General features: G+C 73.1%; 22 protein-coding genes. 8 read left to right on the top strand and 14 right to left on the bottom strand.

Annotated features, from left to right (window positions below; translation table 11 throughout):
• Nucleotides 1-34: 34 nt before the first annotated feature.
• Genes ACIQOE_RS27815 through ACIQOE_RS27805 form a run of 3 tightly spaced genes read right to left on the bottom strand, consistent with a single transcriptional unit; the run spans nucleotide 35 to nucleotide 3,208 of the window.
• Nucleotides 35-1,084 (bottom strand): Zn-dependent alcohol dehydrogenase, encoded by a 1,050-nt coding sequence (locus ACIQOE_RS27815; RefSeq protein WP_351321285.1) that lies wholly within the window; start codon nucleotides 1,082-1,084, stop codon nucleotides 35-37.
• Nucleotides 1,084-2,238, bottom strand: a complete 1,155-nt coding sequence (locus tag ACIQOE_RS27810; protein ID WP_401414380.1) for an acyl-CoA dehydrogenase family protein — start codon at nucleotides 2,236-2,238, stop codon at nucleotides 1,084-1,086. Before ACIQOE_RS27810 ends, ACIQOE_RS27815 begins: the two co-directional genes overlap by 1 nt.
• 55 nt (nucleotides 2,239-2,293) lie before the next feature.
• Complete coding sequence (locus ACIQOE_RS27805; protein ID WP_401414378.1) at nucleotides 2,294-3,208, bottom strand: SDR family NAD(P)-dependent oxidoreductase; 915 nt, start codon at nucleotides 3,206-3,208, stop codon at nucleotides 2,294-2,296.
• An 84-nt stretch (nucleotides 3,209-3,292) separates the two neighbouring features.
• Between ACIQOE_RS27805 and ACIQOE_RS27800 the strand changes: the two genes are divergently transcribed.
• Complete coding sequence (locus ACIQOE_RS27800) at nucleotides 3,293-4,219, top strand: cyclase family protein (RefSeq protein WP_401414376.1); 927 nt, start codon at nucleotides 3,293-3,295, stop codon at nucleotides 4,217-4,219.
• Between the two features lie 310 nt (nucleotides 4,220-4,529).
• On the opposite strand, the gene ACIQOE_RS27795 is transcribed toward ACIQOE_RS27800, so the two are convergent.
• The 3 genes from ACIQOE_RS27795 to ACIQOE_RS27785 form a co-directional block, all read right to left on the bottom strand.
• The gene (locus ACIQOE_RS27795) at nucleotides 4,530-5,006 is read right to left on the bottom strand and encodes an ATP-binding protein (protein WP_351321517.1); all 477 of its coding nucleotides are present in this window, start codon (nucleotides 5,004-5,006) and stop codon (nucleotides 4,530-4,532) included.
• Nucleotides 5,007-5,549: 543 nt separating this feature from the next.
• Nucleotides 5,550-6,428, bottom strand: a complete 879-nt coding sequence (locus ACIQOE_RS27790) for an acyl-CoA dehydrogenase family protein (RefSeq protein ID WP_401414374.1) — start codon at nucleotides 6,426-6,428, stop codon at nucleotides 5,550-5,552.
• Nucleotides 6,429-6,434: 6 nt separating this feature from the next.
• Nucleotides 6,435-7,565, bottom strand: coding sequence for an acyl-CoA dehydrogenase family protein (locus ACIQOE_RS27785; protein WP_351321295.1), 1,131 nt, complete (start codon nucleotides 7,563-7,565; stop codon nucleotides 6,435-6,437).
• A 125-nt stretch (nucleotides 7,566-7,690) separates the two neighbouring features.
• On the opposite strand from ACIQOE_RS27785, the gene ACIQOE_RS27780 reads away from it, so the two are divergent.
• Nucleotides 7,691-9,226: an AMP-binding protein gene (locus tag ACIQOE_RS27780; protein WP_365559237.1), complete on the top strand. Its 1,536-nt coding sequence runs from the start codon at nucleotides 7,691-7,693 to the stop codon at nucleotides 9,224-9,226.
• Here ACIQOE_RS27780 and ACIQOE_RS27775 read toward each other — a convergent pair.
• Together ACIQOE_RS27775 and ACIQOE_RS27770 are read right to left on the bottom strand one after the other, a co-directional pair.
• Nucleotides 9,210-9,722 carry an EF-hand domain-containing protein gene (locus ACIQOE_RS27775; RefSeq protein ID WP_365559239.1) on the bottom strand — a complete coding sequence of 171 codons (513 nt, stop codon included), beginning with the start codon at nucleotides 9,720-9,722 and terminating at the stop codon, nucleotides 9,210-9,212. The two genes, ACIQOE_RS27780 and ACIQOE_RS27775, sit on opposite strands and share 17 nt — an antisense overlap.
• A 209-nt stretch (nucleotides 9,723-9,931) precedes the next feature.
• Nucleotides 9,932-10,309, bottom strand: coding sequence for an STAS domain-containing protein (locus tag ACIQOE_RS27770; RefSeq protein ID WP_351321301.1), 378 nt, complete (start codon nucleotides 10,307-10,309; stop codon nucleotides 9,932-9,934).
• 403 nt (nucleotides 10,310-10,712) lie between these two features.
• On the opposite strand from ACIQOE_RS27770, the gene ACIQOE_RS27765 reads away from it, so the two are divergent.
• Both ACIQOE_RS27765 and ACIQOE_RS27760 read left to right on the top strand, forming a co-directional pair.
• Nucleotides 10,713-11,291: a sigma-70 family RNA polymerase sigma factor gene (locus tag ACIQOE_RS27765; RefSeq protein WP_351321304.1), complete on the top strand. Its 579-nt coding sequence runs from the start codon at nucleotides 10,713-10,715 to the stop codon at nucleotides 11,289-11,291.
• A complete protein-coding gene (locus ACIQOE_RS27760; protein WP_401414734.1) occupies nucleotides 11,273-12,568 on the top strand; it encodes a maleylpyruvate isomerase N-terminal domain-containing protein in 1,296 nt (431 codons plus the stop codon). The genes ACIQOE_RS27765 and ACIQOE_RS27760 overlap by 19 nt, the downstream gene beginning before the upstream one ends.
• Before the next feature lie 107 nt (nucleotides 12,569-12,675).
• Here the strand turns inward: ACIQOE_RS27760 and purU are convergent, their stop codons facing one another.
• Nucleotides 12,676-13,560, bottom strand: a complete 885-nt coding sequence (gene purU, locus ACIQOE_RS27755) for a formyltetrahydrofolate deformylase (RefSeq protein ID WP_351321306.1) — start codon at nucleotides 13,558-13,560, stop codon at nucleotides 12,676-12,678.
• 56 nt (nucleotides 13,561-13,616) lie between these two features.
• Nucleotides 13,617-14,117 carry a hypothetical protein gene (locus ACIQOE_RS27750; RefSeq protein ID WP_351321308.1) on the bottom strand — a complete coding sequence of 167 codons (501 nt, stop codon included), beginning with the start codon at nucleotides 14,115-14,117 and terminating at the stop codon, nucleotides 13,617-13,619.
• 117 nt (nucleotides 14,118-14,234) lie between these two features.
• Between ACIQOE_RS27750 and ACIQOE_RS27745 the strand changes: the two genes are divergently transcribed.
• Complete coding sequence (locus ACIQOE_RS27745; RefSeq protein WP_401414369.1) at nucleotides 14,235-15,539, top strand: ABC transporter substrate-binding protein; 1,305 nt, start codon at nucleotides 14,235-14,237, stop codon at nucleotides 15,537-15,539.
• Nucleotides 15,540-15,586: 47 nt separating this feature from the next.
• On the opposite strand, the gene ACIQOE_RS27740 is transcribed toward ACIQOE_RS27745, so the two are convergent.
• Together ACIQOE_RS27740 and ACIQOE_RS27735 are read right to left on the bottom strand one after the other, a co-directional pair.
• Nucleotides 15,587-17,194, bottom strand: coding sequence for a hypothetical protein (locus ACIQOE_RS27740; RefSeq protein ID WP_401414367.1), 1,608 nt, complete (start codon nucleotides 17,192-17,194; stop codon nucleotides 15,587-15,589).
• Nucleotides 17,195-17,395: 201 nt separating this feature from the next.
• Nucleotides 17,396-18,781 carry a transcriptional regulator gene (locus tag ACIQOE_RS27735; protein ID WP_401414365.1) on the bottom strand — a complete coding sequence of 462 codons (1,386 nt, stop codon included), beginning with the start codon at nucleotides 18,779-18,781 and terminating at the stop codon, nucleotides 17,396-17,398.
• A gap of 274 nt (nucleotides 18,782-19,055) precedes the next feature.
• Here ACIQOE_RS27735 and ACIQOE_RS27730 point away from each other — a divergent pair, with 274 nt between their 5' ends.
• From ACIQOE_RS27730 to ACIQOE_RS27720, 3 genes are read left to right on the top strand one after another with little or no spacing between them, the layout of a single operon-like run.
• On the top strand, nucleotides 19,056-19,718 hold the full coding sequence (locus tag ACIQOE_RS27730; protein WP_351321316.1) for a bifunctional DNA primase/polymerase: 663 nt from the start codon (nucleotides 19,056-19,058) through the stop codon (nucleotides 19,716-19,718).
• A gap of 54 nt (nucleotides 19,719-19,772) precedes the next feature.
• Nucleotides 19,773-20,546: an ABC transporter ATP-binding protein gene (locus ACIQOE_RS27725; RefSeq protein ID WP_351321318.1), complete on the top strand. Its 774-nt coding sequence runs from the start codon at nucleotides 19,773-19,775 to the stop codon at nucleotides 20,544-20,546.
• Nucleotides 20,543-22,135, top strand: a complete 1,593-nt coding sequence (locus ACIQOE_RS27720; RefSeq protein WP_401414362.1) for a transporter — start codon at nucleotides 20,543-20,545, stop codon at nucleotides 22,133-22,135. Before ACIQOE_RS27725 ends, ACIQOE_RS27720 begins: the two co-directional genes overlap by 4 nt.
• 82 nt (nucleotides 22,136-22,217) lie before the next feature.
• Here ACIQOE_RS27720 and ACIQOE_RS27715 read toward each other — a convergent pair whose 3' ends face one another.
• The gene (locus ACIQOE_RS27715) at nucleotides 22,218-23,108 is read right to left on the bottom strand and encodes an alpha/beta hydrolase (protein ID WP_351321323.1); all 891 of its coding nucleotides are present in this window, start codon (nucleotides 23,106-23,108) and stop codon (nucleotides 22,218-22,220) included.
• A gap of 561 nt (nucleotides 23,109-23,669) precedes the next feature.
• On the bottom strand, nucleotides 23,670-24,362 hold the full coding sequence (locus ACIQOE_RS27710; protein ID WP_351321325.1) for a metal-dependent transcriptional regulator: 693 nt from the start codon (nucleotides 24,360-24,362) through the stop codon (nucleotides 23,670-23,672).
• Between the last annotated feature and the right edge of the window lie 79 nt (nucleotides 24,363-24,441).

The following is a 24,441-nucleotide window of genomic DNA, read 5'->3' as shown; positions in this document are numbered from 1 at the left end:
CTCCGCGGCACGCCACCGTCCGGCCGTGTCCGGTCTAGAACGTGAGGACTCCCCTGGCCACCCGGCCCGCCTCCGCGTCGGCGCGGGCCTTCTCGAAGTCCTCCACCGGGTAGGTGGCGGTGACCAGTTCGTCGAGCATCAGGCGGCCCTGCCGGTACAGCTCGGCGTACAGGGCGATGTCGCGCTGGGGGCGGGAGGAGCCGTAGCGGCAGCCGAGGATGGACTTGTCGAGGAACATCGAGGCGACGACGAAGGACGCCTCGGCGGTGGCGGCGGGGGTGCCGAGGAGGACGGCCTGGCCGTGCCGGTCCAGCAGGTCGACGGCCTGCCGGACCAGCTCGACCCGGCCGACGCACTCGAAGGCGTGGTCGACGCCGGTCGGCAGCAGGTCGCGGACGCCTTCCGTCGAGGTCAGGAAGTCGGTCGCGCCGAACCGCCGGGCCGTCTCCTCCTTCGCCGGGTTGGCGTCCACGGCCACGATCCGCAGGGCGCCCGCGATCCGGGCGCCCTGGATGACGTTGAGCCCGATCCCGCCGGTGCCGATGACCAGCACGGTGTCGCCGCGGTCCACACGGGCCCGGTTCAGTACGGCGCCCACGCCGGTGAGCACGCCGCAGCCGATGAGGGCGGCCGAGGTCAGCGGGATGTCCTTCGGGATCCGGACCGCCTGCACGGCCTTGACGACCGTGCGCTCCGCGAAGGCCGAGTTGGACGCGAACTGGTAGAGGGCCCGGCCGCCCCGCGTGAACGGCTTCCGCGGGCGTCCTATGGCCTTGCGGCACATGGTGGGCCGCCCGCGGTCGCAGTCGGCGCAGGCACCGCAGTTGGCGAGCGTGGACAGCGCGACATGGTCGCCGGGCGCCACATGGGTGACTCCCGCGCCGACCGCCTCCACCACGCCGGCGCCCTCGTGCCCGAGCACCACGGGAACGGGGAAGGGGATGGTCCCGTCCACCACGGACAGGTCGCTGTGGCACAGCCCGGCCGCCGCCACGCAGACCAGCACCTCACCGGCTTCCGGTTCCCGTACGTCCAGGTCGTCGACGACCCGCACCTGCTTCCCGTCGAACAGCACCGCGCGCATCACGACTCGACCCCCTTCGGTTCCCTCGGCAGACCGAGCACCCGCTCGGCGATGATCGTGCGCTGTACCTGGTCCGAGCCGCCGTAGACGGTGTCGGCCCGGGAGAAGAGGAACAGGTGCTGGGCGGCGTCCAGTTCGTAGGGCGCCGCGGCCGACCAGTCCGCCGGGCCGATGCTCGCGCCGGCGCCCCGCACCAGCACCGCGAGTTCTCCGAGCCGCTGGTGCCAGCCCGCCCACAGCAGCTTGGCCACGCTGGGCGCGCCGGGTTCGGCGGCCGGACCGCCGAGCGTGCGCAGGGCGTTCCAGCGCATCACCCGCAGCTCGGCCCACTGTCGTACGAGCCGCGCCCGTACCAGCGGATCGTCGGCGGCCCCGGTCGCCACGGCGTCCCGGACCACCCGTCCCAGCTCCTCGGCGAACCCGATCTGCTGGGCGAGGGTGGAGACCCCGCGCTCGAAGCCGAGCAGGCTCATGGCCACCCGCCAGCCGTTGCCCTCGCCGCCGACGACGTGCTCCGCGCGCGCGTGCGCCCCGTCGAAGAAGACCTCGTTGAAGTCGCTGGTGCCGGTCATCTGGCGGATCGGGCGGACCTCTATGCGGCCCGGCTGGTCCATGGGCACCAGCAGGAAGCTGAGGCCGTGGTGGCGCCGGGAGCCGGGCTCGGTCCTGGCGAGCACGAAACACCAGTCGGCCTCGTGCGCGAGCGAGGTCCAGATCTTCTGTCCGGTGACGCGGTAGCCGTCCGCCTCGCGTACGGCCGCGGTCCGCACGCCGGCGAGGTCGGACCCGGCGCCGGGCTCGCTGTAGCCCTGGCACCACAGCTCCTCACCGGCGGCGACGGCGGGCAGGAAGCGGGCCTTCTGCCCGGCGCTGCCGTGGGCGATCAGGGTCGGGGCGAGCAGGTTCTCGCCGATGTGCCCGGAGCGCGGCGGGGCGGCCGACCTCGCGTACTCCTCGGCCCAGGCGACCTGTTGGGTGAGCGTGGCGGTCCGGTTGCCGTACCCGCCCTCCGCCCATCCGAGCCCGATCCATCCGGCGGCCCCGAGGGCACGCTCCCAGCCGCGCCGGTCGGCAGCGGCTGTGGCGTGCGCGTCGAGCCAGGCTCGGACCTCGCCGCGAAACGCGTCGTCCTCCGGCGCGAACCCGAACTCCACGGTGACCTCCCGAGTGAATGAAAGAGAACGAACAGCGCCCGCACGCCCCGGCTTCCTAGGCGTTCGGCCGCTCACCCGCTCGCGCGGCCGCCTCCATCGCCGTCAGCCGCGCCAGCATCGGCATCGGATCCACCCCGACGCTCCCCGGCAGGGCCCGCGCGATCGCCTCCGGCGTCCAGGACCCCTCGGCGGCGTACGCGGCCCGGAGTTCCCGGGGCTGGGCCCAGACCGCGATCTTCGGCCCGGCCACCGTGTACACCTGCCCGGTGACGCCCGCGTCCCGTGCCGCGTCCGACAGCAGGTAGACGACGAACGCCGCGACGTCCTCGGGCTCGCCGATCTCCGCGAGTTCCGTGGGCACTCCGGCCGACATCCGGGTCCGGGCCACCGGCGCCACGGCGTTCGCGGTCACCCCGTACTTGTGCAGGCCGAGCGCCGCGCTGCGCACCAGCGAGATGATCCCGCCCTTGGCCGCGCTGTAGTTGGCCTGCGAGACCGAGCCCTGGTGGTTGCCGCTGGTGAAGCCGATCAGGGTGCCGGACCGCTGGGCGCGCATCACCGCCGACGCGGCCCGGAACACCGTGAACGTGCCTTTGAGGTGGGTGGCGACCACCGGGTCCCACTCCTGCTCGGTCATGTTGAACAGCATCCGCTCGCGCAGGATCCCCGCCACGCACACGACCCCGTCGAGACGGCCGTACGACGACACCGCCGTGTCCACGACCCGCAGGCCGCCCGCCATCGTGGAGATGTCGTCGGCGACCGCGACCGCGTCCCCGCCCGCCGCCTCGATCTCCTTGACGACGGCCTCGGCGACCTCGCTGGTGGGCGATCCGCCGTCGACCGAGACGCCGTGGTCGTTGACGACGACCTTGGCGCCCTCGGTCGCCGCGGCCAGCGCGACCGCCCGTCCGATGCCACGCCCCGCGCCGGTCACGGCGACGACCTTGCCTGCCAAGAAGTTCCCCACGCCGGCCCCTTCCCGCGGTTTCTGACGGACCGTTAGATTTTATGGCGCGTCGGATGCGCGGACACAAGCCCCGGGGAGGAACCGATGTCACTGCCTGCCGAGTTCCACGACATCGCCAAGCGCGTCAACAACTGGGGGCGCTGGGGCACCGACGACGAGATCGGCACGCTGAACCTGATCACCGACGAGGTGGTGCGGGAGGCGGCGGCGACCGTCCGCACCGGCCGCCGGGTCCCGCTCGCCCTCCCGCTGCGGCAGGACGGCGTGCAGACCGGCATGATCCCGGGCCGGGTCAACCCGATGCACGTCATGGTCCAGATCAACCAGGAACTCTTCGGGCCGGGAACCGTCGCGTGCAGCGACGACGCGGTGACCATGGGCCTGCAGGCGGGCACCCACTGGGACGCGCTCACCCATGTCTCGCACTCGGGGAAGGTGTACAACGGCCGCCCGGCGGACACCGTGACCGCGCACGGCGGCGCCGGGTTCGGCGGGATCGACAGGGCCCGGCACATCGTCTCGCGCGGGGTGCTGCTGGACGTGGCCCGCGCGCGCGGCGCGGACCGGCTGGCGGGCGGCCACGCGGTCACGCCCGAGGACCTCGACGCGGCCGAGGAACTGGCCGGGACGGCGGTGCGGGCCGGGGACATCGTGCTGGTGCGGACCGGCCAGGTGCAGGTGTACCTCGCCGGGGACAAGCACGGGTACGGCTATCCGTCGCCGGGCCTCTCGGTGCGCACCCCGCAGTGGTTCCACGCCCGCGACGTGGCCGCCGTCGCCAACGACACGCTGACGTTCGAGATCTTCCCGCCCGAGATCGAGGACCTGTGGCTGCCCGTGCACGCCCTGGACCTGGTGGAGATGGGGATGCTCCAGGGCCAGAACTGGAATCTCGAAGAGTTGTCCACAGCCTGTGGAGAAACCGGACGGTACGCGTTCCTGCTGTCGGCGACGCCGGAGCCGTTCGCCGGGGCGACGGGCAGCCCGGTCGCGCCCGTGGCCGTGTTCTGAGAGGTGGGGGGCGGTGGCACGCCGGGGCCGGCGTGCCACCGCCCTCCCCCGTTCCCCCCGGAACATCCGGACGGCCGCGCGCGCCGGCCCGCCCCGGGCCCGGCTCCGCGCGGCCGTCCGGCTCGACCCACACGCGACGAGGGTCTCCCCCCACGGATCCCTCGCCGTCCCCTCGCGGCGAATCGCAGGCCTCAAGCGTGAGCATGCCGTCACAAGGCGTCAACACTCGTTCAGGATTTTATGACCTATGCCCTGTTTCGGGACGGGCGCGCACGGATGCACGACCCGGCGCATCACCGCACACCCGGGATCACACCGCCTCGAAAGCCAGCCCTTCGAACGTGGCCAGCCCGGCCCCGTACGCCACGGCCGCGCTCCGCCCGGGCTCCGCACACCGGTCGAGTTCGCACCAGATGCGCTTGCCGGCGCCCTCCGGGCTCCAGCCCCAGCGGTCGGCGAGCCCGTCGACGAGGGCGAGGCCCCGGCCGCCGGTCGCGTCCGTGCCGACACAGCGCGGTACGGGCGCACGGTCACTGCTGTCGGCGACCTCCAGCCGCACGGTGACCGACTCCCCGGCGCCCTCGCGGTCCGAGCCCGGCAGCGACAGCCGCAGCACGGCCGGACAGCCCGTGTGCACCACGGCGTTGGTGACCAGCTCGGAGACGAGGAGGATGAGCGTCTCGGCGAGCGGCTCGTCGGCCGCTATACCGGACCCGGCGAGGCGCGAGCGCGCCCACTTCCTGGCCCGTCCCACCTCCGCGGGGTCGGGCCGGATCTCCAGCTGCACTTGAAGCACCTGCACCGCTCACACCATCCGAACCGGCGGACACATGAACCCGCGCCGAGCGAGCGCCGCGACAAGGACCGCGACGACAAGGACGGCCAGGGCCACGATCGTAGCCATTTTCTGCATGGCCAGAACAACGGCCAGAGCAAGGGTCACGGAACGTGATTCCCTTACGAGACAGCATGGTTGACGTACAGTCACCCCAACAAGCGCTTCGGGCATATTCCAACGCGAAGGAGTACGCGTACGCCATACTGTGCGACGCTCGCCGCGGGGAGTCGAACAGGCGGGGGCCGAAGCCCCTACCGCCCTGCCAGCAGCGGTACGCACCATGAGTGGCGGGGCCGCTTCGACGGCACCGCCGGCATGGCTCGTCCTCGGAACCACTCGCATCCCACAGAAGGTACCCGAGGGAGTGCCCGACTCCAGGCCGTGACGAGTCACGCGTTGGACACAACCCGATATCAACGCTCCGTGACACCGGTGTGCCACGATCCGCGACACGGATCCGCCGGGGGCTCCGATTCCGCAGACCAGTACGGTTTAGAACACTTGACCAAGGAGGTCGACGGCGAGCATCTCCTCACTCTCCGTGCCTCCCCCGCCACGCCGGGCGCGCACCCAGGCCCGCTTCAGGTGCAGATGCACCTCGGCCTCCCAGGTGAAGCCCATCCCGCCGTGCACCTGGAGGCAGTCCCGGGCGCCGCGTACGGCGGCCTCGTCGGCCAGCAGCCGGGCCGCCGCGATGTCCACCCGGTCGGCGGTCACCGCGGCCGCGTAGACGGCCGCACGCGCGGTCTCGGCCCGCACCAGCATCTCGGCGCACAGGTGCTTGACCGCCTGGAAGGCCCCGATCGGCTGCCCGAACTGTTCCCGGGTCCGGGCGTGTTGCACGGCGAGTTCACCCACGCGCACGGCGGTGCCCAATTGCTCGGCGGCGGTGAGCAGCACGGCGACCGGGTCGGGTGCCGCGGTGGCCGCTCCCGGCACCCGGTGCAGCGGCGTCAGCGGGTCCGCCGAACGCAGCGGAACGGCGCCCGACGCGTCCCCGAGGACGGCGTCGGCCTCGGCCAGCCACTCCGCCAGGCCGCCGTCCACACGGGCCACCACGGCCTCTCCCGCGGCCGCGCCGGGGACGTCGGCCGCGGCCAGGTGGGTGGCGACCAGCGGTCCGGTCAGCAGGGCCCGTCCCGCCTCCTCGAAGACCAGCACGGCCTCCGGCAGCCCGAGTCCGACGCCGCCCTCCGCCTCCGGCAGCCGCAGCGCGAAGAACCCGGCCGCCCCGAGTTCCCGCCACAGGTCCCGGTCCAGTCCGGGCGCGCCGGCCGCGGCCCGCGGCGCCTCGCCGCCGGACCGCCGCGCGAGCAGGGCCCGCATCCCCTCCCGCAGGGCGCGCTGTTCGTCGCTCAGCCGAAAACGCATGCCCGCTCACCGTCCCTTCGGCAGCCCGAGGATCCGCTCGGCCACGATGTTCCGCTGGATCTGGGAGGTGCCGGCCGCGATGGTGTACGAGAGGGAGGAGAGCCGGTCCAGGACCCACGGCCGGTCCAGGTCCAGGGCGTCCGGGCCGAGCACGGCGGCGGCCGCGTCGTACAGCTCCTGCCGTGCGTGCGAGTAGCGCAGTTTGAACACCGAGCCGCCGACGCCGGGCACGCCCCCGCCCTCGGCCTCGCTGACGTTCCACTGGGTGAGCCGCCACAGCGCCCGGAACTCGGCGTTCAGCCGGCCGAGGCGGCGGCGCAGCTCCGGGTCGTCCCAGGTGCCGTTCGCGCGCGCCTCGCGGGCGAGGGAGCCGAGCACCCGGCGGCAGGCGACGACCTCGCCGACGAAGGCGGTGCCGCGTTCGAAGGAGAGGGTCACCATGGTGACGCGCCAGCCGTCGTTCTCGGCGCCCACCCGGTTCGCGACCGGGACCCGCACCTCGTCGAGGAACACCTCGGCGAACTCGGCGGACCCGGCGAGCGTGCGCAGCGGCCGTACGGTGACACCGGGCGCGTCCATGGGCATGGCCAGCCAGCTGATGCCGCGGTGCCGGGGCGCCCGCGGGTCCGTGCGCACCAGCAGTTCGCACCAGTCGGCGACCTCCGCGTGCGAGGTCCAGATCTTGGAGCCGCTGACCACGTAGTCGTCCCCGTCGCGCCGCGCGCGGGTGCGCAGTGCCGCCAGGTCGGAGCCGGCGCCGGGTTCGCTGAAGCCCTGGCACCACACCTCGTCCCCGCGCAGGATCGGCGCCAGCCAGCGGGCCCGCTGCTCCGCGGTGCCCTCGGCGGCGATCGTCGGACCCGCGTGCAGCAGGCCCACGAAGTTGGCGCCCACGTAGGGCGCGCCGGCCCGCTCGGTCTCCTCCAGGAAGATCAGCCTCGTGGTGGGGGACGCGTCCCAGTGCACGTCGGCCCAGCCGGCGTCGTACAGCGTCCGCTGCCAGCCGAGGTCGTAGGCGCGGCGGCCCGGCCAGTCCTCGGGCCGCGGCTTCGGCGGCAGGCCCGGGAGCACCTTGGCCAGCCACTCCCGCAGCCGCGCCCGGAAGTCCTCCTCCTCGGGCGTGTACGACAGGTCCACCGGCAGGCACCCCCACGGAACTGATGGCTCGTCAGATCTCGCAGGCTAGCCCCGCACCCCTGGACCGGCAAGGTGCCAGGACCTAACATCTGACGACTCGTCAGTTCCGCTGGCAGGGGGACTCCATGAACGCCACCGCACACGAACTGAGCACCTCCCGCACGCTTTGGGACCTGGTCGCGCGCCGGGCCGATCTCACCCCGGAGCGGCCGGTGTTCCTCCAGGGCGGGCGCACCCTGTCCTTCGGCGGCCTGCGCGCGCGGGCCGAGCGCGCGGCGGCCGGGCTGCACGCGATGGGCGTGCGCCCGGGCACGGTCGTCGCCTGGCAGCTGCCCACCCGCATCGAGACGGCGGTGCTGTCCTTCGCGCTGGCCCGCCTGGGCGCCGTGCAGAGCCCCGTCATCCCGTTCTACCGGGACCGCGAGGTCGGCTTCGCCCTGCGCGAGTCCCGGGCCGAGTTCTTCGCCGTACCGGGCGTCTGGCGCGGCTTCGACCACACGGAGATGGCCCGGCGGCTGGGCGCGAAGGGCGTCTTCGAGGCGTACGACGAACTGCCCGACGGCGATCCGGCGGTGCTGCCCGCCCCGCCCGCCGAGGGCACCTCCGTCCGGTGGATCTACTGGACCTCGGGCACCACCTCGGACCCCAAGGGCGTGCTGCACACGGACCGTTCGCTGATCGCGGGCGGCTCGTGCCTGGCGCACGCGCTGCGGCTGACGGCCGACGACGTGGGCTCGATGGCCTTCCCGTACGCGCACATCGCGGGACCCGACTACACGGTCATGCTGCTGCTGTACGGCTTCCCCGCGGTCATGTTCGAGCAGTTCGCGCTGCCGGACGCCCTCCCGGAGTACCGCAGGCACCGGGTCACGGTGGCGGGCGGTTCGACGGCGTTCTACTCGATGTTCCTCGCGGAGCAGCGCAGGCAGCCGGGGATCGCGGTGATCCCCTCGCTGCGGCTGCTGGCCGGCGGCGGGGCGCCCAAGCCGCCGGAGGTGTACCACGCGGTGGTGCGCGAGATGGGCGTGCAGCTCACCCACGGGTACGGCATGACCGAGGTGCCGATGATCACGATGGGGGCGCCGGACGACACGGCGGAGAACCTGGCGACGACGGAGGGGCGGCCGCCCGAGGGCATGGAGATACGGGTCGCCGAGGGCGGTGAGGTGCGGTTGCGCGGGGAGGCGGTGTGCCAGGGGTACCTGGATCCGGCGCAGACCGCCGAGGCCTTCGACGCGGACGGCTTCCTGCGCACGGGGGACCTGGGGCGGCTGACGGCGAGCGGCCACCTGGTGCTCACCGGCCGCCTCAAGGACGTCATCATCCGCAAGGGCGAGAACATCTCCGCGAAGGAGATCGAGGACCTGCTCGCCGCGCATCCGGCGGTCGGTGACGCGGCGGTGGTGGGACTGCCGGACGCGGAGCGCGGGGAACTGGTCTGCGCGGTCGTCGAACAGCCGCCGGGAAGCGCCGTGCTGACCCTGCCGGAGGTGGTGGCGTACCTGCGCGCGGCGGGCCTGTCGGTGCACAAGCTGCCGGAGCGGCTGGAGGTGGTGGACGCCCTGCCGCGCAACGACACCTTGCGCAAGGTGCTCAAGTACCGGCTCCGCGAGTGGTTCTCGGCGCCCGCCGCGCCGGGGAGCGCTACTCCGGGATCGTGAAGTAGCGGGCGAACGCCGGGACGATCTCCGTCTCCGCGACCCTTCCGTCGCCGTCGATGTCCAGGCCGGACGCGACCGCGCGGGCGAGTTCCGGCGGGACGCCGAGGACGCGCAGCACGCGCACGGTGTCGGTGACGGTCGCCGTGCCGTCGTTCGCGGTGTCCGCGAGGGCGAGGGCCGCGTGCAGGAAGGGGCGGGCGATCTCGCCGAACCGGTCGGGGTTGTCGTGCAGGCGCTTGACCGCGCCGCTCACGAACTCCTCGCGGCTGATGCGCTGGTCGCCGTCCCGGTCCGCCATCCCGGCCATGCCCTGCCAGAAGGCCTCCGCGCCGGCGTACAGCGCCTGGCCCTTGTCGGAGCGGGCGGGGGCGCCGAACTCGGCGAGCAGCGCCTTGGCCGCGGAGTTGAAGTCCTCGCGGTCGATCCAGCCGTTGCCGTCCTGGTCGAAGGTTGCGAACCGGGCGGCGATCCGTCGCTCGTACTCGGTGCTGACCATGTGTGTGCGGGCCGCCTTACGTGACGTGGGGGTTCCTCTCGCAGGGAGCGTACGACGCGGACGGCGGCCGGGGAGCGGGAAAACGACCCTTGTGCCAAGACCGGGGGAATTCCGCGACAACACCGTGGCACGGCGGAGATCGTCGGCTATGGGGCCCGGCGGGCGCCGCTCCCGTGCCACTCCCGTGCCGCGGGCGGCCGCGCGGCCGGCTACGCCGAGAGCGGGTCCTCCTCCTCCTCGCTGACCGCGCTGTCCATGTCGGGATACACGTCGAACAGCCGTCTCACGCCGAGGGCGCCGAGGACGCGGTTGACGTGAGAACCGTCACTCGCGCCCTGGGCGGGCAGGATCAGCCGCAGCCGGCCCTGGCAGGAGCGGATCAGGCGGCGGGTCGCGATGAGGACGCCGACCCCGCTGGAGTCGCAGAAGAAGACGTCGGAGAGGTCGAGGACCACACTGTGGCAGCCCTCGGCGACCGCGTCGTGCACCCGTTGGCGCAGCACCGGCGAGGTCACCAGGTCCAGTTCGCCCGACACTCCGAGCACGGCCCATTCGCCCTGTTCGACGTCGGTCACCTTGAAAGTCACGGCTCAGCCCTCCGCTTGCCGGATCTCGGGAACCGCCCGGAAACGGAGCCAGTTCCTTCGCTTCTTTTCGCGCGGCTGCCCAGCGGCCGTTCCCCGAAACCCCCGATGGCAAACGAGCGACGATCGGCAAGGGTCTTGTTTCGGTCACTGTCGATCCTGTTCGATCAGAAGCAGAAGGATCGCCCGGACCTGACTGTGACACCGCCGGAGCGTCCGCAGGGGCGCACCGCCCGGCGCACGGAGAAGCGCACGGAGGAAGACCGCGGAAGTCCGCGGGTCTCTACCACTCACGGGCCCTCAGGGGGCGCGCATTGCCATAAAGGGGCGTGCGTCGTCCGACGTGCCGACTACATTCGAGGAGACGGTGGCGACAGGCTGGACGCAGACACGGGGAGGGGGCCGCATGGCGAAGAAGGACGTTCTGCCCCGCTGGGACCGCAAGATGCAGCAGCGGCTGGCACGCGGCGAGGCGGCCGCCCTCGGTGAGCTCTACGACCGCTTCGCCTCGCTCGTGCACGGCCTCGCCCACCGCGTCCTCGGGGACGAACGGGCCGCCGACTCCATAACCCGCGAGGTCTTCGCCCACGTCTGGGAGCACCCGGACGCCTACGACCCCCGGCAGGGCCCGCTGCGCTCCTGGGTCGCCGCGCTGACCCACCGGCTCGCCGTACAGCGCCTGCGGGCCACCGAGACCGCCGCGCTCACCCCGGGCGACACCGGCGCGGAGGCCACCGAGGAGCTGGAGCGCAAGGTGCGCCGGGCGTCCGTCGCCGCCCGCGCCGACTACATCGTGCACTCCATGCCGACCCCGCTGCGCGCCGCCCTGGACCTCGCGTACGTCCAGCGCCGTGACTACCGCCAGACCGCGGTGGACCTCGGCGTCACCGAGGACGAGGCCCGCCGCCGGCTGCGCCTCGGCCTGCAACTGCTCTCCACCGCGCACGACGCCGGGAGACCGCCCGGATACGGAGGTGCGGTGTGACCGGCGCCGACCCGTTCGACGCGCACACCGGCTCCGGCGACGGAGCCGGTGCCGCGCCACGGGACCACGCGGGCGGGCCGGGCGGCCCGCCGCGCATCCCGCTCCCCAGGGCCTCCGTCAAGGACGGCGGCCGGCCGCTGCCCGCCCCCGAGGACCTGCCGCCGGAGCCTCTGGAGCTGCCGCACGACGTCCTGAAGTCGCTGCTGGGCGCCTGGGCGTTGGCGGCCTGCTCGACGGCCGAGTCCCTCGCCGTCGAGGTCCACCTCGGCGACTGCGGGGCCTGTGCGGACGAGGCGCGGCGGCTGCGCGAGGCGGTCGGCCTGCTGCACCAGCCGGAGAGCCTCGACCTCGATCCCGGTCTGCGCAACCGCGTCCTGGAGGCCTGCCTCGACCGCCGGCCGCCGCGCATCCCGATCCCCGCGTGGGCGACGCCGTACGACGCCGAGACCGCGCGCCTGGACGCCCTGCTCCAGGACATCGGCGACGCGGAGTGGCACGCGCCGGTACGGCTGCGGTGGTTCGACGGCGCGGCGCCGGCCAGCCGCCGGACGACGGTCGCCGGGGTCATCGCGCACCTGCTGTCCGTCGACGGCCTGGTGGCGGCCGCGCTCGGCCTGGCCGACCCGCTCGGCGAGTCGGCCGGGCAGGGTCCCGCGGCCCGCACCGAGACCTTCTGGCAGGCCTCGCACTTCCCGCCGACCCGCGCGGTGCGGGGGCCCTGGCGCGAGCAGAGCCACCGGCTCGTGCAGACCGTCTCCTTCACCGGCGGCGGCGCCGGGCGCCTCGGGGTGTCGTACGGCGACTTCGCGCTGCCGCTGCACGACGCGATGCTGGACCGGGCCTTCGAGTGCTGGGTGCACGCGGAGGACATCGCGGTGGCCGTCGACTACCCCTACGAGCCGCCGGCCCCGCGGTACCTGCACCGGATGATCGACCTCGCGGCGCGGATGCTTCCCGCCGCGCTGGCGGCGCGCCGGCAGGCGGGGCTCGCGACGCCCGGTCCGACCCCGCACCTGGTGTCCGCGGGGCGGCCCGGCCGCAGCCTGCGGCTGGAGATCGAGGGCAACGGCGGCGGCGAGTGGCTGATCCCGCTGGACTCGCCGGCGGCGGTGGGATCGGAGGAGTTCGAGGTGGCGCACGTGGCGCTGGACGACGTGGAGTTCTGCCGGCTGGCGGCGGGACACGTTCCTCCGGAGGATGCGGCGGCGGGGCAGCTGGGGGACCGCGCGGCGATCAGGGACGTCCTGTTCGCGACGGCGAGCCTGAGCCGGATGTAGCCAACCGGACCGCCCACGGGGCGGGGTGGCGCGCCAACGGGGCGACTGCGGCCCGACGGTGGCCGCTCGCGCAGTTCCCCGCGCCCCTGAAGGGGCGCGGCCGGGTGTCAGGCGAAGATGACTGTTCGGCGGCCGTTGAGGAGGATGCGGCGTTCCGCGTGCCACTTCACCGCCCGCGCCAGCGCCTGGCACTCCACGTCCCGCCCGATCGCCACCAGCTGGTCCGGGGTGACCCCGTGCCCCACCCGCTCGACCTCCTGCTCGATGATCGGCCCCTCGTCGAGGTCCGCCGTGACGTAGTGCGCCGTCGCCCCGATCAGCTTGACGCCCCGCGCATGCGCCTGGTGGTACGGCTTGGCGCCCTTGAAGCTCGGCAGGAACGAGTGGTGGATGTTGATGATCCGCCCGCTGAGCTGCTTGCACAGGTCGTCCGAGAGGACCTGCATGTACCGGGCGAGGACCACCAGCTCGACGTTCTCCTCGCGGACCAGCTCCAGCAGCCGGGCCTCCGCGTCGGCCTTCGTCTCCTTCGTCACCGGGATGTGGCGGAAGGGCACGTGGTACGACTCCACCAGCTCGGCGAAGTCGGTGTGGTTGGAGACCACCGCCGCGATCTCCACCGGCAGCGCACCGATCCGCGCTCGGAAGAGCAGGTCGTTCAGGCAGTGCCCGAACTTGCTGACCATGAGGACCACGCGCATCCGCTGGTCGGCCCCGTTGATCTGCCAGTCCATGTGGAAGGAGTCACCGACCGCCGCGAAGCTGGCCCGCAGCTTGTCGACCGTCACCGGCGCCTCGGCCGAGAAGTGCACGCGCATGAAGAACAGACCCGTGTCGTGGTCCCCGAACTGCTGGCTGTCCTCGATGTTGCAGCCGGTCATGAACAGGTAGCTCGACACGGCGTGCACGATCCCCTGCTTGTCCGGGCAGGAGAGGGTGAGGACGTACTGGTCGGCCGGCGTGGCCTGGGCTCGGGTGGGCTGATCGGTCATGCACCACAGAATCTCATGCCGGGCCCTCCCCGGCCGTCCGCGTCCGTTCCGCGGACTCAGGCCGCCCGCGTCATGATCCGCAGTACCTCCAGGGTGCGCGGCGGCACGTCCGGGTCGTCGCCGTCGCTCGCCGCCAGGCGCGTGTGCGCGTCCCGGGCCGCCCGGACCGCGTCCGGCCAGCCCTGGTGGTCGAGGTACGCCGAGACCGGCGCGTCCGGCCCGACCTGGTGCATGATCCGCAGGACCCGCAGCACGGCGGTGTCGACGAGCGCCGCCTCCTGCGAGTCGCGGAATATCGTCCCGACGTATTTCTCCGCGGACCAGTTGTCCAGCCAGGTGTCCTCGACCAGCCGGTAGACCGCGTCGGTCACGTCGCCGTACCCGTCCTGCCCGGCCAGCCAGACGTTCCGCTGGAACTCCTGGTCCGAGAGCATGTGCAGCGCGGAGCGCACATTGCTGCGCCAGCGCCACCACGGCATGTCGTTGAGTGGCATGCCGCCCATGGTGGAGGAGCGACGGCCGCGACGGGAAGAGTTCTCCGAACCTTGCACGGTCATCGATCGTACGTTCCTCGTCACACGCCCGTCACAGGCCCCCGCAATTCACCTGCGCGTCACCTCTGGTTGACCATGGGTCACTCGCGGGTTATTCATGTGGGGGAATCGTGCGTGTCCATGACCGGCAGGCGTCCCACCTTCAGCACCATCCTCCCCACGACCCACCGGCGCGTCAGAGCCACCGCGCTGTCCGCGATGGCCATGACCGCCTGCGCGTCCCTCGCCGCCGGCTGCGGGGTCGTCCCAGGATTCTCGGCCGCCGGGGGCGACGAGATCAAGGTGATGACCTGGGCGCCGCAGAAGACCAGTGCCACCAACAAGCCCGGCATGCCCGCCATGGCGTCGGCCATCGTCCGCTGGGTCAACTCCCAGGGCGGTGTGAACGGCCGCAAGCTCAAGCTGGTGACCTGCAACGACCACAACAGCAGCGTGGGCGCCGCGAACTGCGCCCAGCGGGCGGTCGACCAGAACGTGGTCGCCGTCGTCGGCTCCTACAGCCAGTTCGGCGACTCGTACTTCCCCCCGCTGGAAGGCGCCGCCATTCCCTACATAGGCGGCTACGGCGCGTCGAACGAGGAGTTCACCAGCCCCGTCTCCTACCCGGTCAACGGCGGTCAGCTCACGCTGCTGGCCGGCCTCGGCGAGGCGCTCGCCGGCTCCTGCGGTCCGGTCACCCTGGTCCGCCCGGACAGCATCGCCGGCGACCAGCTGCCCCAGCTGCTCGACTCGGGCCTGCAGGCCCGCGGCCACGCCAAGTCGGTGGACCAGCTCGCCGCCGAGGACCTCACCGAGTACGACAAGCAGTCCCAGCAGGCCCTGGAAGGCGCCACCTCGGACCCGCAGAAGACCGGCTGCGTGGTGCCCGAGCTCGGCGACCGCACGGCCACCTTCATGGACAACTTCCAGCGCGCCCGCGAGGACTACCCGAAGGTGAAGACGGCCGCCGAGGTCGGCAGCGTCGACCAGACGGTGATCAACTCCACCGGCGGCGCCTCCGGCCCGTACGAGGGGTCGTACATCACCGGCTGGTACCCGGTGGCCTCGGACAAGCGCTGGGACCAGATGAAGAAGGTCATCAGCAAGGAGGCCTTCGGCGACAACCGGATCGACCCGGCCGACGCCGGCGTGCAGACGACCTGGATCGCCTACCAGGTGCTGCTCGCCGCCCTGAACAAGATCGGCGCGGGCGACGCCACCTCCGACAGCGTGCGCCGCACCCTCAACGACGGCCTGAAGGTCTCCACCGGCGACCTCACCCCGTCGCTGTCCTGGCCCTACCAGGGCAAGCTGTCGGCGGCCGGCTTCTCCCGGCTGGTCAACACCGACGTGAACGTCCAGACGGTCAAGGGCGGCCTGCTCCAGTCGGCGAACAGGAAGGCGCTCGACATGACCGAGATCCTGGAGAACGCGGACCTGTCCTGACCGGCCGGCCGGCGCACCGCCGGCCGGCCCTCAGCGGCGGCCCGCCCTCACAGCTGGGTCGGCTGCCGCTGGGTCAGCCCGTACTTGCTCGCGATCGAGTTCCACAGCGCGGCCGCCTTCACCTTCTCGGAGCTGGCGGTGCCGCTCTCCCGGTTGCCGGCCGCGGTCTGGCCGGTGCCGCGGGCCTGGCCCTTGCGGCAGCCGTGGTTGCCCTTGGCCTGGTCGGCCCAGGCCGCGTAGTGGTTGTCGGCGTTCGCGGAGGCCTGCCACGCCTTGGTGAGGGCGGCGGTCAGCTCGGCGTTGTTCGGCAGCTTGTCGACGGACAGCTTCGACAGCCGGGTGACCAGCCCGGCCCGCTGCGTGGCGGCGTTGCGCAGGTCCGAGGCGGAGCCGTCCAGGTTCTTGCACTGCTTCACGTTGGCGACGGCGCTGATCACCGTGGCCCGGCTGCTGCCGCTGTCGGCGAGCAGCTTGTCCAGGGCCGCGGCCTGCGCCTTGCCCGGGTCGGCGGCGCCCGACGAGGACCCGTCGGTGGCGGGCGCGGTCGCGGCGACGGTCTTGCTCGCGTCGCCGGAGCCGCCGTCGCCACCACCGCTGAAGAGGGCACCGGCGCCGATCCCGAGGACGGCGATGCCGATCCCGACGGCGGCGATCAGCGGCACCTTCGACCTGCCGCCGCGCCCGCCCCGGCCGCCGTCGTCACCGTCGTGGCCGTGGTCGTAGGACGACGGGGGCGGGGTGTACGCGGGCGGCTGCTGCTGGAAGCCCGGCTGCTGGTAGCCCTGCGGCTGCTGGAAGCGCGGCAGCTGGGCCGTGGACGCGGCCGGCTGCTCGGCGCCAGGGCCGCTGCGGAAGAGGTTGTCGAACTCGGCGGGCGGCTGCCGGTCCCCGCCCTGCTCGGCACCGGCCTGGTAGGGCGGGATGTACTGCGTGGCGTCGGCGTCGGAGTGCGCGTGCTGCGGGCTCGGGTAGCCGCCCTGCTCGTGGGCCGCCTCCGGCGGCAGCGCGCCGGGGCCGACCGGCGGTATCAGCTGGGTGGCCCCTTCGGGACCGGCGGCCACCGGCGGTATGTACTGCGTGGCCCCCTCGTCCACCGGTGCGGCGGGCACCGGCGGTATGTACTGGGTCGCGCCGTCGTCGGCGGCCGGCAGGGCACCGGGGTACCCGCCGTGGCCGCCGTGCTGCGGGGCGGCGGGCGGCAGCGGGGCGCCGTAGGACTGCTGGGGCTGGGCGCCGTAGCCGTAGCCCTGCTCGTAGCCGCCGTCGTACGACGGACCGGCCGCGCCCTCCGGCGGGAGCGGGCCCGCGCCGGAGCCGGCGGACCGGTACGGGTCGGCGGGCGGCTGCGCGGCGTGCGACGGGGCCGCGTGCGCCTGGGCGCTCCAGGCCGGCGGCAGCTCCGGGGCCGGCTCCTGGGTGTTCCACTCCTGGCCGGCCGCCTGCGGCCAGCCCTGCTCGGCCTGCGGGTGACCGGGGCCCCATGGCTGTCCCCAGGCCTGGCCCTCGGAGGGCGCGGTGGTCGGCGCCTGGGCGGGCGCGGCCGGCTGTGCCGGGGGCGCGGGAACGCCCGTCATGCCCGGCAGCAGCGGCTCGCCACCGTCGGAGGGCAGCACGATGCCTTCGCGCGCGGGCTCGCCCTGTCCACTCTGCGTCACCGGGACTCCTACTAATGGGGGACCTTGTGAATCGTCGGCTCACGCTACCGGGTCCCCAGAACCGGCTGCCACGCACCTGGTGGCGCGAACTCCTTCCCTGTGACCGCAGTAACAAAACCGCCCCGCGGTGCGCTGTATATGCCGTCACTCGCACGGCAAGGTGTGGTTTCCCACACGTTCACGCGTCCGCGGGGCATGAATTCATGCGGCTGCCTGGAGATCCAGCCGGGCGCCGAACTCCCTGACGACCGGTTCGTCCCGGAACGGCTCCAGGCGCTGCTGGAAGTCCTCCAGGTAGTCGGCGCCCCGGTTGGAGCGGACCGTCTCCAGGAGTTCCACCGCCTTCAGGCCGGTGGCGCAGGCCTGTTCGATCTCGCGCTGCTGCACCTGCGCCGTGGCGAGGAGCACATAGCCGATCGCGCGGCGCCGTGCCCGCGACGCCGGATGCCCGGCCAGCGACTGCTCCGCGCTGCGCGCCGCCGCGTCGGCCTGGCCCAGGTCGCGGTGGCAGTGCGCCAGTTCGTCGGCCAGGTAGGCCTCGTCGAAGTGCGCGATCCACGCCGGGTCGTCCCCCGCGGACGGGTCGGCCGCCTCCATCGCCGACACCGCGCGCCCCGCAGCCAGTTGAGCCGACCGCGCGTCGCCCAGCAACGCGTGCCCACGGGCCTCGGCCGCGTGGAACATGGCCTCCGCACGCGGCGTCACGCGCCCCCGCGCCCCCTCCTGCGCCGCCCTCGCCAACTGGGCGATCTCCCGCGGGTTCCCGAGCTGCGCGGCGAGGTGGCTCATGGAGGCCGCCAGCACGTAGCCGCCGTAGCCGCGGTCGCCGGCGGCCTGCGCGAGCCGCAGCGACTGGATGTAGTACCGCTGCGCCAGTCCGGGCTGCCCGGTGTCGACAGCCATGTACCCGGCGAGTTCGGTGAGCCGGGCGACGGCCGCGAACAACTCCCGTCCCACGGACTCCCGGTAGGACCCGGCGAGCAGCCCGGAGACCACGCTGTTGAGGTAGTGCACGACGACCGGGCGCACGTGCCCGCTCCCGTACTGGTGGTCGAGATCGGTGAGCGCCTGCGTCATCGCCTTGACGGCCGCGACGTCCGAGGGCCCGACCCGCGGCCCGGCCTGCCGCGCGACCTGCGCGTCGGGCGCCGAGATCAGCCAGTCCCGGCTGGGCTCGACCAGCGCGGACGCGGCGACCGAGGAGCCGGACAGGAAGTCCCGGCGGCCCACGTCGCTGCGCCACAGCTCGCAGACCTGCTCGATGGCCCCCAGCACCGTCGGCGAGAACTGGAGGCCGACGCCGGACGCGAGGTTCTTGCCGTTGGCCATGCCGATCTCGTCGATCGTGACCGTGCGGCCCAGCTTGCGGCCCAGCGCCTCGGCGATGATCGCGGGCGCGCGGCCCCGCGGTTGCTGTCCGCGCAGCCAGCGGGCCACGGACGTCTTGTCGTACCGGAGGTCGAGACCGTGCTCGGCGCCGCACATGTTGACCCGGCGGGCCAGCCCGGCGTTCGAGCACCCCGCCTCCTGGATGAGCGCCTGCAACCGTTCGTTCGGCTGCCGCGCGACAAGCGGCCTTGCGGCCATGGCGTACCCCCTGCGAACTCCCTGTAGGGAAAAGATCCGGCCTTGACGATCACTGCCCAGCGGACATACCGAAAATGCGGGACATGCGAGGATTGCCGGGTAAACGCGACGGAATTGCGGGGACGCCCGTCGCCAACCCCCCACTTGTCAGTACCCGCTCACGCCCTGGTTCCTCCTGCGCGCCCCTGCACATGCATCCATGCGCCCCAGTTGCGGAATCGATGCTCCTCCCCCGCGCGCGCTACGCCCGTAACTCCAGGTGGGTGCGGGAGTTGTGATGAACGTGGAAGAGACGATCGTCGGCACCGAAGCCGCTCAGATTCCGAAGCAGCGCGGGGAATCGCTGCTGGAGACCGCCGTACGCTACGCCGAGGAGCGCCACTGGGACGTCTTTCCGGGCACCTGGCTGGAAGCGGTCGAGGGGGTGCAGTGCTGTTCCTGCGGGGAGGCGGCGTGCGCGGCCCCCGGCGCGCACGCGGCGCGTCCGGACTGGGCGTCGCAGGCCACCGGGAGCGTGACGGTGGCGCGCCGGATGTGGCAGAAGCAGCCGACGGCGTCGATCCTGCTGCCGACGGGCCGGACCTTCGACGCGCTCGACGTCCCGGAGACCGCCGGGTTCCTGGCGCTGGCGCGGATGGAGCGGATGGAGCTGACCCTCGGCCCGGTGACGCTCACGCCCGACGGCAGGATGCAGTTCTTCGTGCTGCCGGGCGGCGCGGCGAAGACGCCCGACCTGGTGCGGAAGCTGGGCTGGTCGCCTGCGTCGCTGGACCTGGTGGCGGTGGGCGAGGGCGCGTACGTACCGGCGCCGCCGACCCGGCTGGGCTCCCGGGGCGCGGTGCAGTGGGCCTGCCGGCCGACGCCGGCGAACCGGTGGCTGCCGGACGCGGAGGAACTGGTCTCGGCGCTGGCGTACGCCTGCGGACGGGACCGGTAGCACGCCGGACGGCCCGACGCCGCGAAACCCCGCCGTCCCCTTAGGGTTTCACCCATGACCGATGCGGTGCGCGTTCATGGGCTCTGGAAGCGGTTCGGGCAGCAGGTGGCGGTCGGCGGGATCGATCTGTCGCTGCCCGCCGGGAAGTTCGTCGGGCTGGTCGGGCCCAACGGAGCCGGGAAGACCACCACCCTGTCCATGGTGACCGGGCTGCTCCGGCCGGACCAGGGGAGCGTCGAGGTGGTGGGCCACGACGTGTGGCGGGACCCGGTGGCGGTGAAGGCCCGGATCGGCGTCCTGCCCGAAGGGCTGCGGCTCTTCGAACGGCTCTCCGGGCGCGAACTGCTCGGCTACAGCGGCCGGCTGCGCGGGCTGCCCGGTGCCGAGGTCGACAAGCGGGCCACCCAGCTGCTGGACGTGCTCGACCTCGCCGGCTCCCAGCACAAGCTCGTCGTCGACTACTCGACCGGCATGCGCAAGAAGATCGGACTCGCGGCGGCTCTCCTCCACAATCCCGAAGTCCTCTTCCTGGACGAGCCGTTCGAGGGCGTCGACCCGGTGTCCGCGCAGACGATCCGGGGCGTCCTGGAGCGGTACACCGCCTCCGGCGCGACCGTCGTCTTCTCCTCGCACGTCATGGAGCTCGTCGAGTCGCTGTGCGACTGGGTGGCCGTGATGGCGGCCGGACGGATCCGTGCCACGGGCACCCTGGAGGACGTGCGCGGGGCGCACGGCACCCTCCAGACCGCCTTCCTCGAACTGGTCGGCGCGAGCGGCCGGGACGCCGGTTCCGACCTGGACTGGCTGGGCGGCGGTGCGGCCCGATGACGGACGTGACCGCCACCGTCGTACGGCTGAAGCTGTCCCTGCTGCGCAACGGGCTGCGGCAGTCCGGCGGCCGGCGGGCCGCGTTCGTGGTGTCGGCCGTGCTCGCGCTGCTGTTCGGGGTCGCGCAACTGCTGGGCCTGATCATGCTGCGCGGGCACGCGCACGCCGACGCGGTCGCCGTACCGGCGGCGGTCGTGCTGGCGCTGGGCTGGGCGTTCATGCCGCTGTTCTTCCCGAGCGGCGACGAGACGCTGGACCCGACCCGCCTGGTGATGCTCCCGCTGCGGCCCCGGCCGCTGGTACGGGCCCTGCTGGCCGCCTCCCTGGTCGGTGTCGGCCCGCTGTTCTCGCTGCTGCTGCTGACGGGCTGCGCGGCGGCCGTGGCGCACGGCGCCGCCGGGTACGGCGCCGCGGTCCTCGCGGTGCCCCTCGCGCTGCTGGTCTGCGTGGCCCTCGCCCGGACCGTGGCCGCCGCGAACGTCCGGCTGCTCAGCAGCCGCAAGGGCCGTGACCTGGCGGTACTGAGCGGACTCGTCATCGCGGTCGGGGCGCAGCTGGTCAACTTCGCCGCCCGGAGCCTCGGTTCGGCCGGACTCGGGGAACTGGCCCCGGTGGCCGACGTGCTGCGCTGGCTGCCGCCGGCGTCCGCGATCGGCGCGGTGCACGCGGCGAGCACGGGCTCGTACGGCACGGCCGCCGCGCAACTGGGCCTGACCGTGCTCGCCCTGGCGCTGCTGGTCGGCGCCTGGGCGCGGACCCTGACCCGGCTGATGACCGCGCCGGACGGCTCGACGCTCCAGGCACCCGACCCGGCAGGCCGCGCCCGCGCCTCCGACGGCGCGGGCCTCGGACGGCTGCTGCCCGCCGGCCGCACCGGGACGGTCATGGCGCGCAGCCTGCGCTACGTGTGGCGCGACCCCAAGACGAAGGCCGCGTGGGTGACGTCCCTGGCCATCGGCCTGATCGTGCCCGTCTTCAACGCCCTCCAGGGCACCGGGTCGATCTACTTCGCGTGCTTCGCCGCCGGGATGCTCGGCATCCAGATGTACAACCAGTTCGGGCAGGACACCTCCGCGTTCTGGATGGTCGCGCTCACCATCTCCTCGCCGCGGGACGCCTACGTCGAACTGCGCGGGCGTGCGCTGGCGCTGCTGGTCATCACCCTGCCGTACGCGACCCTCGTGACCGTCGTGACCACGGCCCTGCTGGGCGACTGGCCCCGGCTGCCGGAGGTGCTCGGCCTGTCCTTCGCGCTGCTCGGCGCGATGCTGGCGACCGGTGCCTGGACCTCGGCCCGCTTCCCGTACTCCATCCCCCAGGACAGCCACAAGAACGTCGCCGCCGGGCAGGCCGGCCTGGCCTGGATCGCGATCTTCGGCGGCATGGTCTCGGCGGCCCTGCTGTGCGCCCCCGTGATCGCGCTCACGATCACGCTGAACGTGAGCGCGGGCGGCGGGGAGTGGACCTGGCTGCTGCTGCCGGTGGGGGCCGCCTACGGGGCGGCGGTCACCTGGTCGGGCCTGCGCGCGGCGGCGCCCCGCACGGCGGCGAACCTGCCCGAGATCCTGTCGGCGGTGAGCAGGGGGTGACCGGGGCGCGCCACGGGGGCACGGGGGTGCGTCCGGCGGCCCGGAGGGGGCGCGGCGGGGTCCGGTGCCGGGGCGCGGCGCCTCACTCCGTCACGCGTTCGAGGAACGGTTCCACGGCCGCCCGCCAGGCCTCCGGCCGGTCGTACGGCAGCAGATGCCCGGCCTCGGCCACCTCGGCGTACTCGCCCTGGGACAGGACCCGGACCATCTCCTGCGCCTCCGCCCGCCCCAGCTCGCCGTCCACGCCGCGCACGACCAGCGCGGGGCACGGCACCTGGGCCAGCTCCTCCCAGTGCGCGTCGTACACCCAGGTCTCGCGGGACGTCAGCATCTGGTCGGGGTCGAAGACGGGCCGCCAGCCGTCGGCGCGCTCGTGCATCACCTCGGCGTAGAACTCCCCGCGCGCCGGGTTGGGCCGCTCCACCCAGGGGTCGTCCTCGCCGAACCACTTGCGTACGTCGGCGAGCGTGGCGAAGGGAAGGGGCCAGGACCTGAACCAGTCGGCCCACTCGCGCTGCGAGGCCGCGCCCAGCGCGGAGGCCCGCATGTCGCAGATGACCAGGCCCCGGACCAGGTCGGGGCGTTTCGCGGCGAGCTGCCAGGCGGTCAGCGCGCCCATGGCGTGGCCGACGAGCACCGCCGGGGCCAGGCCCAGCTGCTCGATGGCGGCCGCGGCGTCCTCGACGTACGCCTCCCGGGTGTACGCGGCCTGCGGAGGCTTGCCGCTCTGGCCGTGGCCGCGCTGGTCGAGCGCGACGGCGCGGTGCCGGTCGGAGAGCCAGCGGGCGGTGGAGGCCCAGTGCGAGGCGCGTCCCATCAGGCCGTGCAGTAACAGCACGCCGGGGAAGGAGCGGTCCGGCGCGGAACGGTCACCGTGCGGGCGCGCCGAGTCCTCCGTCTTGGGCGGGTCCGCGAACTCCCAGGCGGCGAGGTGTACGCCGCCGGCTCCTGTCACGTCGATGCGTCGTGCCATGAGCCTGGCACCCCCCTAGCTCCGCGTGCCTGATGTCGCCTCGTGTCGCTTCGTGACGCTTCGGTACCGCTGCAGACTATCGAATATCCATTCGAACATCGGGGCTCCTGCGGGCAACACCCCTCGTTCGAGTGACCCCTCCCCAGGCATGATCGGCGCCACCAGGGGGATTTGTTCTGCGGGGGGCGGACCGCTCGGGGAAGACGGTCCGAGGGGATGACCCTGAGAGCTCGGGGCTCCGGGTCAGCTCTGGGGAGGACAGGCCCCGGCACCTGAGGGTGCCGGGGCCGGCCCTCGCTCCTTTTCCACGTCTTCGGCACATCCTCCCCGCCCCCCTCAGGTCATATGCCTCTCGCGACAGCCTCGCACGCGAAGCGTCCGAGCGCTGCGATTCGGAGCACTGAATCTCGGATCCGACGCGTTCGACACGCCTCCCGGGAACGTCGAGAGAGAGCGTCAACTCCCGCATGAGCAGCGGAAGTTGACGAAAAACCTCCGGACGCCGTCAGCCGTCGGCGGAGCACGCCGGACGGCCGGAGTCCGGCGCCCGGCGAGGACCGCTCAGCGCTTGGCGACGAACACGTGGGAGGCGACGTCCGCCTCCAGCTCGGCCGCCTCGCCGCCGCTGCCCACCAGCACCCCGCCGGCCGCCTCCGTCACGCTCACCACCGAACCGGGCTGCACACCCGCCCGCCGCAGCGTGTACATCAGCTGCGCGTCGGTCTGGATGGGCTCACCGATCCGGCGTACGACCACGGTCTTGCCGTCCGCACCCGGATCCAGGTCGGCCAGCGACACCATGCCCTCGTCCAGGAAGGGATCCGCGCCGTCCTTCTCGCCCAGCTCCTCAAGACCCGGGATCGGGTTGCCGTACGGCGACTCGGTCGGATGGCGCAGCAGCTCCAGCACCCGCCGCTCCACCGCCTCGCTCATCACGTGCTCCCAGCGGCACGCCTCGGCGTGCACCTGCTCCCACTCCAGGCCGATCACGTCGACCAGCAGGCACTCGGCGAGCCGGTGCTTGCGCATCACCCGCGTCGCCAGCCGCCTGCCCTCGTCGGTCAGCTCCAGATGGCGGTCGCTGGCGACGGACACCAGGCCGTCCCGCTCCATCCGCGCCACCGTCTGGCTCACCGTCGGCCCGCTCTGGTCGAGCCGCTCCGCGATGCGGGCGCGCATGGGGACCACGCCTTCCTCTTCGAGTTCGAGGATGGTGCGGAGATACATCTCCGTGGTGTCGATCAGTCCGGACATACGTGCCCCTCGATTACCTCTGCCGGAAGCCCGGCCGCGTGCGTGCGCTGGCCCTGACACCAATTCTGCCGGATCCCAC

Source organism: Streptomyces sp. NPDC091282 (assembly GCF_044757385.1).
GTDB lineage: Bacteria > Actinomycetota > Actinomycetes > Streptomycetales > Streptomycetaceae > Streptomyces > Streptomyces gramineus.
Note: the sequence above shows the minus strand (reverse complement) of the source record. Positions and strands in the feature narration are given on the sequence as shown.